The 15,202-nt window shown below is 59.1% G+C and carries 15 protein-coding genes and 1 tRNA gene; 9 read left to right on the top strand and 7 right to left on the bottom strand.

What is annotated here, in order from left to right:
- Nucleotides 1–173: 173 nt before the first annotated feature.
- The 3 genes from ACSHXH_RS01460 to ACSHXH_RS01450 all read right to left on the bottom strand — a co-directional run bounded on the left by ACSHXH_RS01460 (nucleotide 174) and on the right by ACSHXH_RS01450 (nucleotide 1,377).
- A tRNA-Leu gene (locus ACSHXH_RS01460) sits at nucleotides 174–259 on the bottom strand.
- A gap of 70 nt (nucleotides 260–329) precedes the next feature.
- Complete coding sequence (locus ACSHXH_RS01455) at nucleotides 330–809, bottom strand: tetratricopeptide repeat protein (RefSeq protein WP_435669969.1); 480 nt, start codon at nucleotides 807–809, stop codon at nucleotides 330–332.
- A gap of 97 nt (nucleotides 810–906) precedes the next feature.
- Nucleotides 907–1,377 carry an Lrp/AsnC family transcriptional regulator gene (locus ACSHXH_RS01450; protein WP_435669968.1) on the bottom strand — a complete coding sequence of 157 codons (471 nt, stop codon included), beginning with the start codon at nucleotides 1,375–1,377 and terminating at the stop codon, nucleotides 907–909.
- A 111-nt stretch (nucleotides 1,378–1,488) separates the two neighbouring features.
- Here ACSHXH_RS01450 and putA point away from each other — a divergent pair, with 111 nt between their 5' ends.
- The 3 genes from putA to ettA all read left to right on the top strand — a co-directional run bounded on the left by putA (nucleotide 1,489) and on the right by ettA (nucleotide 7,662).
- The gene (gene putA, locus ACSHXH_RS01445) at nucleotides 1,489–4,911 is read left to right on the top strand and encodes a bifunctional proline dehydrogenase/L-glutamate gamma-semialdehyde dehydrogenase PutA (protein ID WP_435669967.1); all 3,423 of its coding nucleotides are present in this window, start codon (nucleotides 1,489–1,491) and stop codon (nucleotides 4,909–4,911) included.
- 31 nt (nucleotides 4,912–4,942) lie between these two features.
- The gene (locus tag ACSHXH_RS01440; protein ID WP_435669966.1) at nucleotides 4,943–5,686 is read left to right on the top strand and encodes a rhomboid family intramembrane serine protease; all 744 of its coding nucleotides are present in this window, start codon (nucleotides 4,943–4,945) and stop codon (nucleotides 5,684–5,686) included.
- A 320-nt stretch (nucleotides 5,687–6,006) separates the two neighbouring features.
- Complete coding sequence (gene ettA, locus ACSHXH_RS01435) at nucleotides 6,007–7,662, top strand: energy-dependent translational throttle protein EttA (RefSeq protein WP_435669965.1); 1,656 nt, start codon at nucleotides 6,007–6,009, stop codon at nucleotides 7,660–7,662.
- Nucleotides 7,663–7,765: 103 nt separating this feature from the next.
- On the opposite strand, the gene ACSHXH_RS01430 is transcribed toward ettA, so the two are convergent.
- Nucleotides 7,766–8,251 carry a DUF2938 domain-containing protein gene (locus ACSHXH_RS01430; RefSeq protein ID WP_435669964.1) on the bottom strand — a complete coding sequence of 162 codons (486 nt, stop codon included), beginning with the start codon at nucleotides 8,249–8,251 and terminating at the stop codon, nucleotides 7,766–7,768.
- 66 nt (nucleotides 8,252–8,317) lie between these two features.
- Nucleotides 8,318–8,740 carry a thioredoxin family protein gene (locus tag ACSHXH_RS01425; RefSeq protein ID WP_435669963.1) on the bottom strand — a complete coding sequence of 141 codons (423 nt, stop codon included), beginning with the start codon at nucleotides 8,738–8,740 and terminating at the stop codon, nucleotides 8,318–8,320.
- Between the two features lie 248 nt (nucleotides 8,741–8,988).
- On the opposite strand from ACSHXH_RS01425, the gene ACSHXH_RS01420 reads away from it, so the two are divergent.
- From ACSHXH_RS01420 to ACSHXH_RS01410, 3 genes are all read left to right on the top strand, one after another.
- Nucleotides 8,989–9,195, top strand: coding sequence for a cold-shock protein (locus ACSHXH_RS01420; RefSeq protein ID WP_435669962.1), 207 nt, complete (start codon nucleotides 8,989–8,991; stop codon nucleotides 9,193–9,195).
- Nucleotides 9,196–9,454: 259 nt separating this feature from the next.
- Nucleotides 9,455–10,015 (top strand): L,D-transpeptidase, encoded by a 561-nt coding sequence (locus ACSHXH_RS01415; protein ID WP_435669961.1) that lies wholly within the window; start codon nucleotides 9,455–9,457, stop codon nucleotides 10,013–10,015.
- A 133-nt stretch (nucleotides 10,016–10,148) separates the two neighbouring features.
- Complete coding sequence (locus ACSHXH_RS01410) at nucleotides 10,149–10,328, top strand: hypothetical protein (protein WP_435669960.1); 180 nt, start codon at nucleotides 10,149–10,151, stop codon at nucleotides 10,326–10,328.
- Between the two features lie 40 nt (nucleotides 10,329–10,368).
- Here ACSHXH_RS01410 and ACSHXH_RS01405 read toward each other — a convergent pair whose 3' ends face one another.
- Nucleotides 10,369–10,632, bottom strand: coding sequence for a hypothetical protein (locus ACSHXH_RS01405; protein ID WP_435669959.1), 264 nt, complete (start codon nucleotides 10,630–10,632; stop codon nucleotides 10,369–10,371).
- Nucleotides 10,633–10,878: 246 nt separating this feature from the next.
- Between ACSHXH_RS01405 and ACSHXH_RS01400 the strand changes: the two genes are divergently transcribed.
- A complete protein-coding gene (locus ACSHXH_RS01400) occupies nucleotides 10,879–11,085 on the top strand; it encodes a cold-shock protein (RefSeq protein ID WP_435669958.1) in 207 nt (68 codons plus the stop codon).
- A 122-nt stretch (nucleotides 11,086–11,207) separates the two neighbouring features.
- Here the strand turns inward: ACSHXH_RS01400 and ACSHXH_RS01395 are convergent, their stop codons facing one another.
- The gene (locus ACSHXH_RS01395; protein ID WP_435669957.1) at nucleotides 11,208–11,882 is read right to left on the bottom strand and encodes an arylesterase; all 675 of its coding nucleotides are present in this window, start codon (nucleotides 11,880–11,882) and stop codon (nucleotides 11,208–11,210) included.
- Nucleotides 11,883–11,901: 19 nt separating this feature from the next.
- Here ACSHXH_RS01395 and ACSHXH_RS01390 point away from each other — a divergent pair, with 19 nt between their 5' ends.
- Together ACSHXH_RS01390 and ACSHXH_RS01385 are read left to right on the top strand one after the other, a co-directional pair.
- Complete coding sequence (locus ACSHXH_RS01390) at nucleotides 11,902–12,594, top strand: ABC transporter ATP-binding protein (RefSeq protein ID WP_435669956.1); 693 nt, start codon at nucleotides 11,902–11,904, stop codon at nucleotides 12,592–12,594.
- Nucleotides 12,594–15,122: an ABC transporter permease gene (locus tag ACSHXH_RS01385; protein WP_435669955.1), complete on the top strand. Its 2,529-nt coding sequence runs from the start codon at nucleotides 12,594–12,596 to the stop codon at nucleotides 15,120–15,122. The genes ACSHXH_RS01390 and ACSHXH_RS01385 overlap by 1 nt, the downstream gene beginning before the upstream one ends.
- The last annotated feature ends 80 nt before the right edge of the window (nucleotides 15,123–15,202 follow it).

Here is a 15,202-nt window from a genome sequence, read left to right as displayed (position 1 = left end):
TGATCCAGTTTTCAGCAAGAGATTTTCTGCTTTGCCCTCATATTGGGCATGCGCATTCCCATTACACGAAAAGCGTCAGGGAACTTGGAACGTAAATACAGTGGTGCAGGTGAGAGGACAAACCTCGAACCACACCGGCCTCAAGTAGCCGAAGGCGGTAGGCCAAACAAAAATGGTGCGGGCGGTGGGACTCGAACCCACACGGCGCTAAGGCCTTCGGATTTTAAGTCCGATATGTCTACCATTCCATCACGCCCGCATGTCTTATCTCTAGCCGGGGGATCAGGTGAAAACAATGGGTTCTGCGCAGGCTGGCATGCCAAATGGCGTCAAAGATCGTCGCCCTCAGGCTCTGTGATCAAAAAGCGCTCGCTCAGCCATGGGTTCAGGGCCACTGCATCCCGTAGGACCAATTGCGCCTCAACGGCACGGTCGAGTTCGATCAAGGTCAGCGCCTTGCCAGTCAGGGCTCCGGTATGCCGTGGGTTCAACGCGATGGCCTGATCAATGTCGGGCAATACCATCGCATAATCCCCACGCAAAAAATGCAAAAACGCGCGCTGATTGTAGCCTTCGGCATAAAACGGGCAGTAAGATACGAGGCTATCCAACCGATCAAGCGCCCGCAGGTAATCGCCCACCCGCATCGCCCGAAGCGCCTCGTCCAACATCGACTGCGACGGCTCGTCCGGGGCCTCAAGCCAAAAGTCCCACATCTTGTTTGAAAACGTGCGTGCAATCATTTCGTTAGGTGCGCGCTGGACCTCGGAATACAGTTGGTCAAGGGCAACCGAATGATCCGGTGCCACCGGGCAACCATCCGCAGCGACGGACTGTGCTGCACATATAGCAAGGGCTGAAATTAAGGATCGCATGAACCAATAAGGCCGTGTTGCGCTGCACAGGTCAAGTCACGTTCCCGAACGTGTCTTCTTTGACCGCCTGCATTGCCACATAGGTCGATGTGGCGGCCACATGCGGCAAGGTCGAGATTTTTTCGGCCAAAACCTTGCGATAGCTGCGCATATTTGCGGTGCGCACCTTGAGCAGATAGTCGAAATTTCCGGCAATCAAATGCGCCTGCTCAATCTCGGGTATCTTGGTGACCGCCTCATTGAAGGCCGACAATGCTGCTTCACGGGTCTGGGTCATCTTCACTTCAACAAAGGCGATGTGGTCCAGCCCAAGCCGGATCGGATCAAGCAAAGCGCGATATCCCTGAATCGCACCCACCTCTTCAAGCCGCCGCAGCCGCGCTTGCGTGGGGGATTTCGACAACCCGATCCGCCGCGACAGTTCGGTGATCGACACTCGCCCGTCCCGCGCCATCTCTTGCAAGATCGCCCGGTCGAATCTGTCCAGATCAAAAATATCCATATCACCTTCAATCTCGCCAAAAATTAGTTCAAACGCGTCGAGTGTGTCATCAAAACCGGAACTTGATCCGCCATTTCGGGTGTAACTTAGGGGAAATGACCGGAGAGTGCCATGCCCCGCGACGAGATTCCTAACCTGCGCCCCCTGATTGACAACACCACCTATGCACCAGAGGCTCAAACCCTTGCGCACCTGCGCAAAACAGCCCGTCTGACGCAAATGGACCGCGCTGCCATCACTTCGCGTGCAACCACGCTCGTCACCGCCATTCGTGCGGATTCGCGCCCCGGATTGATGGAAGTCTTTCTCAGCGAGTACGGCCTATCCACCGACGAAGGCATCGCGCTGATGTGTTTGGCCGAAGCGCTGTTGCGCGTGCCCGATGCAGCCACCATCGACGCGCTGATTGAGGACAAAATCGCGCCGTCGAACTGGGCCAGCCATCTGGGCGAAAGCACGTCTCCGCTGGTGAATGCCTCGACCTGGGCGCTGATGCTGACAGGTAAGGTTTTGCAGGACGATACGCCCGGCCCTGTCGGCCATCTGCGCGGGGCGATCAAGCGTTTGGGAGAGCCGGTGATCCGCACCGCCGTGGGCCGCGCGATGAAGGAAATGGGCGCGCAATTCGTGCTGGGCGAAACCATCCAGTCGGCCATGATCCGTGCCTCCAAGATGGAGGCCAAGGGCTATACCTATTCCTATGACATGCTGGGAGAAGCGGCGCGCACGGAAAGCGACGCGCGGCGGTATCACCTGTCCTATTCCCGCGCGATCAGCGCCATTTCCGAGGCCGCTTCATCCAAAGACATCCGCGACAATCCGGGCATCTCGGTCAAGCTGTCGGCACTGCACCCGCGCTATGAAGAAGCACAACACGACACCGTCATGAACGAAGTGGTGCCGCGCCTGCGCACGCTGGCGCAACTGGCGCGCTCCGCTGGCATCGGCCTGAACATCGACGCCGAAGAATCAGACCGCCTGTCCATATCGCTTGACGTGATTGAGGCAGTTTTGTCCGAACCGTCGCTCAAGGGTTGGGACGGGTTTGGCGTGGTGGTACAGGCCTATGGGCAGCGCGCGGGCCATGTGATCGACTGGTTATATGCCCTTGCCGAACGGCTCGATCGCAAGATCATGGTCCGGCTGGTCAAAGGTGCCTATTGGGACACCGAGATCAAACGCGCGCAGGTCGCGGGCCTGTCCGGCTTTCCGGTGTTCACCGCCAAGCACCACACCGACATCAGCTATATCGCCAACGCCCGCAAATTGTTGGGCATGTCGCATCGCATCTACCCGCAATTTGCCACCCATAACGCGCATACCGTGGCTGCCATCCTGCACATGGCCAAAGACCCGACCGCGTTTGAATTCCAGCGACTGCATGGCATGGGCGAAGCGCTGCACGATATCGTCATGAAGGGCGAAGGTACGCGCTGCCGCATCTATGCGCCGGTTGGAGCGCATCGCGATCTGCTGGCCTATCTTGTTCGCCGCTTGCTGGAAAACGGCGCGAACAGTTCCTTTGTCAATCAGATCGTCGATACCGAGGTGCCGCCTTCAGAGGTTGCCGCCGATCCGTTCGATGCTTTGGCCTTGCCACAACTACCCACTGGGCCAGACCTGTTCGCGCCCGAACGTCCAAACTCCAAAGGGTGGGATGTGACCCATCGCCCAACCCGCATTGCGATTGAAAATGCCCGAAAACCCTTTGCCACGGCACATTGGACTGCCGCGCCTCTGGTCGCAATGCAAACCAAAAGTGGCACCAGCGATGCAATAACCAACCCGGCCCGGCCCAACGACATCGTTGGCAAAGTGACATGGGCAACCGCAGAGACTGTGGCTATGGCCTGCACCGTCGCAGCGCCTTGGTCGGCATGCGCACAGGACCGAAGTGATATCCTAAACCGCGCCGCCGACCTGTTTGAGGAACATTACGGCGAACTCTTTGCCCTACTGGCCCGTGAGGCGGGCAAATCCCTGCCCGACGCAATTGCCGAACTGCGCGAAGCTGTGGATTTCCTGCGCTACTACGCGGCTCGCGCTGATGGTCCGGCCCCGCAAGGTGTGTTTGCCTGTATCAGCCCTTGGAATTTCCCCCTTGCGATCTTCACAGGCCAAGTGGCCGCCGCGCTTGCCACCGGAAACGCAGTCCTTGCCAAGCCGGCTGAACAAACGCCGCTCATTGCCCAGCGCGCAACCGAGCTGCTGCACGAGGCGGGCGTTCCGCGCGATGCCCTCCAACTCCTGCCCGGCGCAGGCGATGTGGGTGCCGCACTCACATCAAACCCCGCCGTCGATGGCGTGGCGTTCACTGGATCAACCGACACTGCGCAGATCATCCATCGTAGTATGGCTGATCACCTTGACCCAGGTGCTCCATTGATTGCGGAGACCGGGGGCTTGAACGCCATGATCGTGGACAGTACCGCCCTGCCCGAACAGGCCGTCCAAGCCATTGTCGAATCCGCCTTTCAATCCGCAGGTCAACGCTGCTCTGCTCTCCGCTGCCTTTATGTACAGGAAGATATTGCCAAATCATTTACAGAGATGCTCATCGGGGCGATGGACGCGTTGGTGATCGGCGATCCATGGACCTATGGCACCGATGTCGGCCCTGCCATCGACACAGACGCGCGCGACGGCATTGTCGCGTATGTCGATGCCGCTGGGGCCCAAGGCCGCGTGCTGCACCGCCTGCCCCTACCGGGCGGGGGCACATTCGTGCCGCCGACCCTTATCAAGATAAACGGCATTGCTGACATGGAGCGCGAAGTGTTTGGCCCCGTCCTGCACATTGCCACCTTCAGATCCAAAGACATCGACGCGGTGATCGACGCGATCAACGCCACGGGTTATGGCCTGACCTTTGGCCTGCAAACCCGTATTGATGACAGGGTGCAGCATGTGTCCGACCGGATCGAGGCGGGCAACATCTATGTGAACCGCAATCAGATCGGGGCCATTGTCGGAAGCCAACCCTTTGGTGGCGAGGGGCTTTCCGGTACTGGACCAAAGGCGGGTGGTCCCAATTACCTTGCGCGGTTCCGCCGTCATCCGGCGGCGGCCAAGGCATCCGCCTGGACCGATCAAGACACCCAGCCTCGCCTGATCAAAGCACTTTCTGCGCTCCCTGGGAACACCCCTGTCCGCACCACGGCCCTGCCTGGCCCCACGGGGGAATCGAACGTCCTGACCGCAGTGGCGCGCGGTCCGATCCTATGCCTCGGACCGGGGCGCGAGGCGGCACAGGCGCAGGCGCAGGCGATTACCGCTCTTGGCGGGGCGGCCGTGATCAGTGAAGGCGACGTCGCACCCGATTGGCTGTCCCATATGCCAGTCGCCGGTGTTCTTTGGTGGGGCGATGCTGATACGGCGCGTCCCTTGCGCCGCGCGCTAGCCCATCGCGCGGGGCCAATCCTGCCCCTGATCACCGGGATGCCTGACACCGGGCATGCCTGCCATGAACGCCATGTCTGTGTTGACACCACGGCGTCAGGGGGAAACGCACAGCTTCTGAGCGGCGCGACTTGACGCGCCGCCGCTTTGCGCCAACTGTCGCGCTATGTTCCCGATCCGCGATCATAACCCGTCAGGGCGCACGCCCTATGTCACTTACGCGCTGATTGCCGCGAATGTGATCATTTTCCTGAGCTATTGGCCGCTGATGCAAAGCGACCAACAGATCATGCGTTTCTACTTCGACTGGGCACTGATCCCGGCACTCGTGTCCGATGGACAGGGGTGGGGCGGTTTTCTGACCTCGATGTTCTTGCATGGTGGGTGGATGCATCTGATCGGCAACATGTTGTTCCTGTTCATTTTTGGCGACAACTTGGAAGACGAGATGGGGCATGTGGGGTTTAGCGTTTTCTACCTTGCCGCCGGGTTGGGCGCCGGGTTCGTTCATTATCTCAGCGCGCCGGGATCGCCGGTGCCGACCGTCGGTGCATCGGGGGCGATTGCGGGGATCATGGGGGGATATCTGCTTTTGTTTCCCAAGGCCAAGGTCGACATTTTGATCATCCTTGTGATCATCTTTCGGATTTTCCCCATCCCTGCGTGGATCATGCTCGGCCTTTGGTTTGCCATGCAGGTTTTTGGTGGGTTTGGCAGCCCTGCGGATGAAGGTGGCGTTGCGTATTGGGCCCATGTCGGCGGTTTCGTGATCGGGCTTGCCCTGACAATCCCGATTTGGATCAAACTTGGTGGGACACGCTATTGGGACCGCACCCATGGGCATCCGCCACACCCAGAAGCCACCTACCCGCTGACGAGATCCAGTATCCCGCGCGTCGGCAGAAAATGACAAAGGCGCAAACTCTCTTACGCTCTACAGTTTTGGCACAATTACGGCATAACACTGCGTCTGCACGTTCTGCGGCATCTATCCCCATCATCAACGCCGGTCCGATCCAAACGCATACGGCGTGAACATGGCGGCCATAGAGGGCGTGAACCCCAAGGATTATGAGCCATCGGCTGGCATGACGGCGTGAATCACACTTCGGAACAATGACGCGCCCACGTTAGACCACCAATTCCAAACAAACCCTGAACACGCGTGATTGCACGGGTCCGCCTGCACGTGTATCCCTCGGCAAAACCGAAATTCAAAGGAACGCGATCATGGCCTCCTACCAATATGTCTACCACATGAGCGGGGTCTCCAAGACCTATCCCGGTGGCAAGAAGACGTTTGAAAACATTCACTTGAACTTTCTCCCCGGTGTGAAGATCGGTGTGGTCGGCGTCAACGGCGCGGGCAAATCAACCTTGCTCAAGATCATGGCCGGTCTTGATACCGACTTTACCGGTGAGGCGTGGTGCGCCGAAGGTGCCAAGGTGGGCTACCTGCCGCAGGAACCGCACCTTGATCCGGCGCTGAACGTACGTGAAAACGTGATGCTGGGCGTCGCTGAGAAGAAGGGCAAGCTGGACCGCTTCAACGAACTGGCGATGAACTACAGCGATGAAACTGCTGATGAAATGGCCGACCTTCAGGACGAGATTGACGCCAACAACCTATGGGATCTCGACAGCCAGATCGACGTCGCGATGGAGGCGTTGCGCTGTCCTGCGGATGATGCGGATGTGACGTCTCTGTCAGGCGGTGAAAAGCGCCGCGTTGCACTGTGCAAGCTGCTGCTCGAAGCGCCCGAGATGCTGCTACTGGACGAACCAACCAACCACCTCGACGCGGAAACCATCGCGTGGCTTCAGAACCACCTTATTGAATACAAAGGCACAATCCTGATCGTCACCCATGATCGGTACTTTCTTGATTCGATCACCGGATGGATTCTCGAACTCGATCGCGGCCGGGGCCTTCCTTACGAGGGCAATTATTCCAGTTGGTTGGATCAAAAAGCCAAGCGGCTTCAGCAGGAGGCGCGCGAAGACAAGGCCAAGCAAAAGACGCTGGAGCGCGAACTGGAATGGATGCGGCAAGGACAAAAAGCGCGCCAAGCCAAATCCAAGGCGCGTATTCATGCCTATGAAGAAATGGCGGGGCAATCAGAACGCGAACGCGTTGGGCGTGCGCAGATCATCATCCCGAATGGTCCACGCCTCGGGGCAAAGGTGATTGAAGTCAATAATTTGAAAAAGGCGATGGGCGACAAGCTCTTGATCGAGGATTTGTCATTTAGCCTGCCCCCCGGCGGCATCGTTGGCGTGATCGGCCCGAACGGTGCGGGTAAATCAACGCTGTTCAAAATGCTCACCGGGCACGAGCAGCCCGACGATGGGGACGTGTCATTCGGTGACACCGTACAGCTTGCTTATGTCGACCAGTCGCGCGACGATCTGAACGCAGATGATACCGTCTGGCAGGCGATTTCCGGCGGGGCCGAGATTATCAACCTTGGGGATGCAGAGGTCAATTCGCGCGCATATTGCGGGTCTTTCAACTTTAAAGGCGGCGATCAGCAGAAAAAAGTCGGGCTGCTTTCGGGCGGTGAACGCAACCGGGTGCATATGGCACGGCTGCTCAAGGAGGGTGGCAACGTGTTGCTGCTCGACGAACCGACCAACGATCTGGACGTCGAAACATTGCGTGCACTTGAAGACGCCATCGCCGATTTCGCCGGTTGCGCGGTGGTCATCTCGCATGACCGCTTTTTCCTCGATCGTCTCTGCACCCACATCCTCGCGTTCGAAGGCGACGCGCATGTGGAATGGTTCGAAGGCAACTTTGAAGACTACGAAGAAGACAAGAAGCGCCGTTTGGGTGCCGATGCGTTAGAGCCGAAGCGGGTGAAGTTCAAAAAATTTGCTCGGTAGATCCAGAACGTTCACGAATGGCCGGGCATCTGCCCGGCCTGCGATCTGAACCGGTCAATTGCGTCACCAGCACAAGCATGCGAGCGTCATAGGTTTCCGCGCCCTACCCCGGCGCACCGACCGTCAACGCCACGGCCCACATGCCCAAGGCGAACGCGGTATGCGCCGCCAATCCCATGACACGCACCCGCCACGGATTGCCTGTCTTGCTGGCCGCCCAGCCAAGGCCCATGCCGGGTTGCAGCAGAAACCATCCAGCAGCGATGGTCAGGATCGAAAACACCCAGAGCGGTAGAAACGCGGCGTCCACAAGCCAGCCGGGACCGGCAATCACAAGGAACAGAATGCCGTAGATGATGCCAACACCGTAATGCACCGCCCATCCGATCGCGGTTTCGGACTCAACATGTGCGACCGTGCCGATATCATCGTGAAACACCTTGCCCTTCGGGACCTGTGCCGCCCAACGGCCCACATTACCCCAATTTGGCAACGGCTGCCCGGTGATCCGCCGCATAACCTGGGCCCAGATATCCATGGCGACTGTGCCACCAATGCCCATCAGCGCACCCGTTATCAGCCAACCCATAGCGCTCTCCCTGCTGTTTGTGCAGCAAGAGTACAGGTTACTGCCCGAATGCCAACAGGCAGAAAACTACCCCACCCAACCAACAATCTGGTCTGCGCGCATCGCCCCTGATTGCCGTGCAGCCTCACGCCCGCCCAAAAACCGGATCATCGTCGGAATTCCGCGAATGCCGTAGGCTTGGCTGGATTTCGGATGGTCTTCGGTGTTGAGCTTGACCAACCGCGCGCGCCCCTTGAGCGTGCCAGCTGCTTTGGAAAACTCAGGCCCCATCATCTTGCAAGGTCCGCACCAAGGCGCCCAGAAATCGACCACCAAGGGCACGTCATCATTACGCGCAGCCTTTTGCAGAGTGGCCCAGTCCACCTCGACCGCTTTTCCCGACATCAACGATGTCCCACAGGTGCCGCATTTGGGGCCCGACCCCAGCCGGTCCACGGGCACACGATTGACCTGACCGCACTCAAGGCAGGTGAGTTTCATTCCGGGCATATCGCGGCTTCCTCTTACATTCGAGACATGACATATGTTCCATATACTGCATCAGCAAGCCCCCGCGTGCCCAAGTGTTGTGCGCAAAATTTTCTTGTGGAAAAGGCGGAATCCTGTCATACAAGAAGGGCTAACGATCTTCTACTCGACCTACTGTTTTCCGACTCCGGCACGCAGCTTTCGATCCAGACGTGACTTTGCCGGGTTGCCGCATATCGCGGGCAACGGAAAACACAAGGAAACTTCACATGGCCACTGGCACAGTGAAATGGTTCAACACCACAAAAGGTTACGGCTTCATCGCACCCGATGGCGGCTCCAAGGACGTATTCGTTCACATCTCCGCCGTAGAGCGTTCGGGCCTTACAGGCCTCAGCGATGATCAGAAAGTAACATTCGACATCGAAAACGGCCGTGACGGTCGTGAAAGCGCGATCAACCTGTCGCTGGCATAAGCCACGCCCGAAGTTCGGCTTCAAAGCCGCCCAGACGCAATAGCGTTTGGGCGGCTTTTTCGTTGCGTGAGGCCCAAGAACGAAAGAGATCGCAAACACTTTTGAGTGATATTATGCTCTTTTGTGACTTTTGCGCCGCAATTTCCGGGCGCACTGCGGAAATCCACTTGGTGCAACATTTGTTTTCAATCCAACCGGTGGCAAGGTTTCGCCGACGCCACGCGTCACGAGCCACGAACGAATAGGACGAGTGCTGCCCATGTTTTCCAGACGACACTTCCTTGCTGCGACTGCCGCAGGATTAGCCGCGCCCAGCATCGCCGCGGCGCAAGGCTTTAAAATCAACCCGATTTACATGCCGCAAAACGTGCGGATCAAAGCCGATGTGGCCACCGGCCAGATCCTGATCCTGCCACGCGCGCATTTTCTATACCACGTCACGCAGCCGGGTGTGGCCCGCAGATATGGCGTTGGTGTCGGTCGCGCCGGTCTTGAGTTCACGGGCACCGCCGAAATCGCTGTCAAAAAAGAATGGCCAACCTGGCGTCCGACCAATGAGATGATTGAGCGCGAACCGCAGACCTATGCAAAATTCGTGGACAATGACTTTGTCGAACCCGGCGGCCCCGGGAACCCCTTGGGCGCGCGGGCGTTGTACCTGTTTCAAGGCGGCCAAGACACATTTTTCCGCATCCACGGAACCACAGCGCCTGACTCCATAGGTCAGTCTGTATCAAACGGGTGTATTCGAATGCTGAATGAACACGTGACGGACCTGTACCAGCGTGTGCCAATTGGAACCGTGGTGACGGTTCTCTAAACCCTGTCTGCGCTAGAGGCCCGTCTACAAAGGCCTCTGGTTTTTCACGCCGCTGCCACAATGCGCGCATGATCGTCCGCCTTAATCGGCTGTTAACAGACCTCATGCATTCTGACAGGAAAGGGGCTTGGTCATGGCAGCAGTTTCGTTCATCGGAGGAAGCGTTCTTGGTTGGATCGCAGCGGCCACGGCGCTTATGGCCGGTACGCTAGCTTCGACAGCGCTGATAATCTTCCTTCTGACCAGCCTAACTTGCGCCGCGCTCACGTTATATATTGCCAGCACGCGCTTGCGCCCGACATCTGAAATCTGATCGCGCAGTCCCAATTGGGACCGCGCAAAAACCACCTGATTTAAAGCAGGACGTGGATCACCAGCAAGTTTGGTATGATGAAGACCGCCGCAATGCACACAAGCTTTGCAACGTGGGACGCGGTCCGGAACAGGTTATTTTCCTCAAGAGCATCACCATAGGCCATAGCAGCGAACAAGAGCGCGCCAGCTTGACCGTTTTCGATCAAACGGCTTCGCTCGATATCTGCCCGTGCAGCAGCATATCGCGCATCCAACGTTTGTTGTTCCATTTTGGCGGCCACCCGTGCGTCCAATCCTGACATGTTGCTCTCCCTCAAGGCAAATACTGTTTAAAGGTGGGGCGTATTGCCCCTAAGACAAGCCCCTTTCACATCAAAACGAAAACACCGCTTTTTTCTTGCGTCGTGGTTGGAATCGCATGAAAACTTGTGTCGCAAAGTTACCAATTTCGATCACTGCTCCGTCTCGGCTCAGTTCGCGAATTTGACTGACAGCGCCCGTCGTGCCGTCTTGCCCGACGGAAGATAAGACAGACAGGAGTAGAGCGGATGGCCACTGGCACCGTCAAATGGTTCAACACGACTAAAGGTTATGGCTTCATTGCGCCCGATGGCGGTGGCAAGGACGTCTTTGTGCATATCTCCGCGGTTGAACGGTCTGGCCTCACCGGCCTTGCCGACAACCAAAAAGTGACGTTCGACCTCGAAGCGGGTCGGGACGGTCGTGAAGCGGCGATCAATATCTCGCTGGCCTAACAGCGATCAGGCCCAAGACCATCGCAGCCTTGCCGAGGCATTCAACGGGCGGCGTGCGCGTCGCCCGGTAAATCTATTCGGGCTTGGTCCGAAAACGTCAGTCTCGCGTCACTCCTGAAAGATCACTCCGACGCGCGCTTGATCAGCTCTGCCACAGCAGGTCCCATCGCATCAACGATAAGATCCACACCGTCGGCATTGGGGTGAATGCCATCCATCTGCATTACATCGCGCAGCTCTGCTGGTGTATCACCAACGGTGTAAAGCCCTTCAAAGAAACGCGGAAAATACAGGGCGCCGTAGGTCTGTGAAAGCTCGGGATAGATCGCGTCAAACTCGGCCTTGTATTCGGGCCCATAGTTTCCCGGAGCTTCCATTCCAACCACAAGCACGTCTAAACCGTTCTCTTGCGCCACCTTAAGAATGCCTTCGAGGTTGGCACGCGAGACCGCCGGATCAAGCCCACGCAGCAGGTCATTGCCCCCAAGCGCAACAATCAACCCCTTGGTGGCCGGGGTGAGCGACCACTCCACCCGCGACAGGCCCCCTGCGGTGGTATCACCAGACACACCCGCATTGACCAGCCGCACATCCAGACCTTGATTTTCGAGCCAGATGCGCATTTTCGGGACGAACCCTTCGTGGTCCATCAACCCGTACCCAGCGGTCAGGCTATCGCCAAGAGCAAGCACTTCGACGGTGTCTGCCTGTGCCGCTGTGACTGTGCAGAAACACACAACACCCATGCGCACCTTGCTCAACATCTGCGAAGCCCCATATGTGAACCATTGCAACATGATAAAAGCTCCGTATCCCATGACCCAACCTGTTCTCGATCTCAAAGATGTCACGCTCAGCCTCAAGGGCAATGCCGGAATGGTTGAGATCCTGCACGGAGTAACGCTTTCCGTTCACAAGGGCGAGACCTTAGGCCTCATTGGCCCCTCCGGATCGGGCAAATCATCGCTTTTGATGGTCATGGGCGGCTTGGAAAACGCCACATCCGGCAATGTGCTGGCCTTGGGCCAGGACCTGACCGCGATGGACGAAGACCAGATGGCGCGCTTTCGCCGCGATCACATGGGCGTCGTATTCCAATCGTTTCACCTGATCCCCACCATGACCGCGCTTGAAAACGTAGCCACCCCGCTCGAACTCGCTGGCGAAAAAGACGCCTACAGCCGCGCAGAGGCCGAACTTGAGGCGGTGGGCCTGGCCCACCGTGCCGATCACTACCCCGCGCAGATGTCCGGGGGCGAACAACAGCGCGTGGCATTGGCCCGCGCCTCTGTCACCCGGCCCGAGATACTGCTCGCCGATGAACCCACCGGCAATCTTGACGGGGTCAACGGCCAAGCAATCATCGACATGCTTTTTGGACTGCGCGACCGCCATGGTGCAACCTTGGTCCTTGTGACCCACAGCCGCGAATTGGCCGCCAAATGTGACCGGGTGATCCGCCTGACAGACGGCCACATCGCCGAAGACGCATTGAAGGCCGCAGAATAATGGCGTTGGCGACGGCAGCGCGTTTTGCCCGCCGGGAACTGCGTGGTGGGCTCAAGGGCTTTCGCATCTTCCTCGCCTGCCTCGCGCTAGGCGTGGCCGCCATTGCGGGCGTCGGCTCTGTCCGGTCGGCCATTCAAGCAGGTTTGGCGGATCAAGGCGCAGTCCTGCTAGGCGGCGATGCGTCGGTGGAATTCACCTACCGCTTTGCCAACCCGGAAGAGCGCGCATGGCTTGAAAACATTTCGACCAACATATCCGAGATCACCGATTTCCGCTCCATGGTGATCAAAGACCCCGACGGACTGTCAGAGCGCGCCCTGACACAGGTGAAATCCGTCGATGCCGCCTATCCGCTGACCGGCGATGTGGTGCTTGAGCCTGCAATGCCGCTGGCCGACGCGCTGGCGGGAACCGGCGGACAACCCGGCGCGGTCATGGCCCCGCTATTGGCCGACCGTCTTGGCCTGTCCCCCGGCGACAGCTTCCGCCTTGGCACCAGCGATTTCACCCTGTCCGCGATCCTAGTGTCCGAACCCGACAGCGGCGCTGCGGGCTTTTCTCTGGGGCCGCGCACCATCGTCACGACAGACGCGCTGCGGGACGCAGGGCTGCTGCAACCCGGCACGCTTTATGAAACCGAATACCGGCTGCTCTTGCCCCTTAACCCAGACCTGGACGCACTGGAAACCTCGCTCGAAGCGCAATTCCCCGACAGCGGACTGCGCTGGCGCGACGCGCGAAACGGGGCACCGGGTGTGGCGCAATTTGTCGAACGGCTGGGCGCATTCCTGATCCTTGTCGGCCTGTCCGGCCTTGCCGTGGGTGGGATCGGCGTATCGGCGGCAGTGCGGGCCTATCTGGCCAGCAAAACCTCGGTGATCGCAACACTGCGCACATTGGGCGCGACCCGTGCAACGATTTTCCAGACCTATTTTCTCCAGATCGGTGTGCTCAGCGTTCTGGGCGTTTCCATCGGCCTTGTCCTGGGCGCATTGGTGCCGATCCTGTTTGGCCCGCTGATTGGTGCATCGCTTCCGGTGCCTGCGATCTTCACGATCCACCCCGCTCCGTTGTTCGAGGCGGCGCTTTATGGACTTCTGACCGCGCTTGTCTTCACGCTTTGGCCGCTGGCCCGCACCGAAGATGTGCGTCCGGCAATGCTGTTCCGCGATGCACTTGACGGAACCAGTGCCCTGCCCGCATGGCGCTACGTATTTGCGACGCTGGTACTATTGGCGTTGCTGGTCGGCGTTGCCTCTCTGTTTTCAGGCAGCCCGTTCCTGACACTTTGGACCGCAGGCGGCCTGATCGGCGCTTTGTTCGTTCTGGTGCTGGCCTCTATCGCCATCCGGTGGCTGGCCAAGCGGTCTGGAAAACTCACCCGAGGCCACCCGGTCTGGCGATGGGCACTGGCCTCGATCGGCGGCCCGCGTGACGCAGCAGCCCCCGTGGTTCTGTCGCTCGGCCTTGGCCTGTCGGTGTTGGCCGCTGTGGGCCAGATCGATGGCAACCTGCGCACCGCGATTGACCGCGATCTGCCCGAGGTCGCCCCGGCCTATTTCTTTGTCGACATCCAACCCGACCAGATGCCGCAATTCCGCGAGATCCTTGAAAACGATCCCGCCGTCGCCCGGATCGACACCGCGCCCATGATGCGCGGCGTGCTCAGCCGCATCAATGGCGTGCCTGCGCGTGAGGTGGCGGGCGATCACTGGGTCGTCACCGGCGATCGTGGCCTGACCTATGCGTCAGAACCCGGGACCAACACCCAGATCGTCGCAGGCGAATGGTGGGCCCCGGATCATGATGGCCCGCCCGAGATCAGCTTTGCAATCGAAGAGGCCGAGGAAATTGGCCTCAACCTTGGGGATGAACTGACCGTCAACGTGCTTGGCCGCGACATCACTGCGACCATCACCAATTTCCGCGATGTGGATTTCTCGACTGCCGGGATGGGCTTTGTGATGACGCTCACCCCCAACGCGCTGCAAGGTGCGCCGCACACGTTTATCTCAACCGTCTACGCCGCCCCCGAAGACGAGGCCCGCATCCTGCGCGAACTGGCCAGTGCCTTTCCCAACATCACCGCGATCAGCGTCCGTGACGCGATCGACCGCGTCAGCCTGCTGCTCGAAGGGATCGGTGCCGCCGTACGATGGGGGGCCGCTGCCACCTTGCTAACCGGATTTCTGGTGCTGATCGGAGCCGCCGCCGCGGGCGAAGGTGCCCGCACCTACGAGGCGGCCGTGTTAAAAACCCTTGGCGCAAGCCGCGCGCGCATCTTGCAAAGCTTTGCTCTGCGTTCTGGCCTTTTGGGTGCCGGCGCAGGCATCGTGGCCTTGGGCGCGGGCATTATGGGAAGCTGGGCTGTGATGACATTCATCATGGACACCAGCTTTGCAGTGGTCTGGCCGTCCGCGCTTGGCATCGTGGTGGGGGGTGTCCTGGCAACGCTGATCGCGGGATTGGTGTTCGCGTGGCGTCCGCTTGCTGCGCGCCCTGCTCAGGTGCTGCGCGCCCGGGAGTGACGGGTTTCACCCGGAGCAATCGGTCCAATGAAGTGCAATAACGCCTTGCCCTTAGGTCATTCCCTTGGCATGCCCCAAGA

This window comes from Marivita sp. (assembly GCF_051251565.1).
GTDB lineage: Bacteria > Pseudomonadota > Alphaproteobacteria > Rhodobacterales > Rhodobacteraceae > Marivita.
The sequence above is the reverse complement of the archived record's forward strand: the minus strand, read 5'-3'. Positions and strand labels throughout refer to the sequence as shown.

What these genes read in the sequence shown, in the direction of transcription:
- ACSHXH_RS01450 (WP_435669968.1), bottom strand. Translation starts at nt 1,377, where the DNA reads ATGGATATTTTTGATCTGGACAGATTCGACCGGGCGATCTTGCAAGAG.
- ACSHXH_RS01410 (WP_435669960.1), top strand. Translation starts at nt 10,149, where the DNA reads ATGGCAGCAGTTTCGTTCATCGGAGGAAGCGTTCTTGGTTGGATCGCA.
- ACSHXH_RS01390 (WP_435669956.1), top strand. Translation starts at nt 11,902, where the DNA reads ATGACCCAACCTGTTCTCGATCTCAAAGATGTCACGCTCAGCCTCAAG.
- ACSHXH_RS01430 (WP_435669964.1), bottom strand. Translation starts at nt 8,251, where the DNA reads ATGGGTTGGCTGATAACGGGTGCGCTGATGGGCATTGGTGGCACAGTC.
- ettA (WP_435669965.1), top strand. Translation starts at nt 6,007, where the DNA reads ATGGCCTCCTACCAATATGTCTACCACATGAGCGGGGTCTCCAAGACC.
- ACSHXH_RS01420 (WP_435669962.1), top strand. Translation starts at nt 8,989, where the DNA reads ATGGCCACTGGCACAGTGAAATGGTTCAACACCACAAAAGGTTACGGC.
- ACSHXH_RS01415 (WP_435669961.1), top strand. Translation starts at nt 9,455, where the DNA reads ATGTTTTCCAGACGACACTTCCTTGCTGCGACTGCCGCAGGATTAGCC.
- putA (WP_435669967.1), top strand. Translation starts at nt 1,489, where the DNA reads ATGCCCCGCGACGAGATTCCTAACCTGCGCCCCCTGATTGACAACACC.
- ACSHXH_RS01385 (WP_435669955.1), top strand. Translation starts at nt 12,594, where the DNA reads ATGGCGTTGGCGACGGCAGCGCGTTTTGCCCGCCGGGAACTGCGTGGT.
- ACSHXH_RS01405 (WP_435669959.1), bottom strand. Translation starts at nt 10,632, where the DNA reads ATGTCAGGATTGGACGCACGGGTGGCCGCCAAAATGGAACAACAAACG.
- ACSHXH_RS01440 (WP_435669966.1), top strand. Translation starts at nt 4,943, where the DNA reads ATGTTCCCGATCCGCGATCATAACCCGTCAGGGCGCACGCCCTATGTC.
- ACSHXH_RS01425 (WP_435669963.1), bottom strand. Translation starts at nt 8,740, where the DNA reads ATGCCCGGAATGAAACTCACCTGCCTTGAGTGCGGTCAGGTCAATCGT.
- ACSHXH_RS01395 (WP_435669957.1), bottom strand. Translation starts at nt 11,882, where the DNA reads ATGTTGCAATGGTTCACATATGGGGCTTCGCAGATGTTGAGCAAGGTG.
- ACSHXH_RS01400 (WP_435669958.1), top strand. Translation starts at nt 10,879, where the DNA reads ATGGCCACTGGCACCGTCAAATGGTTCAACACGACTAAAGGTTATGGC.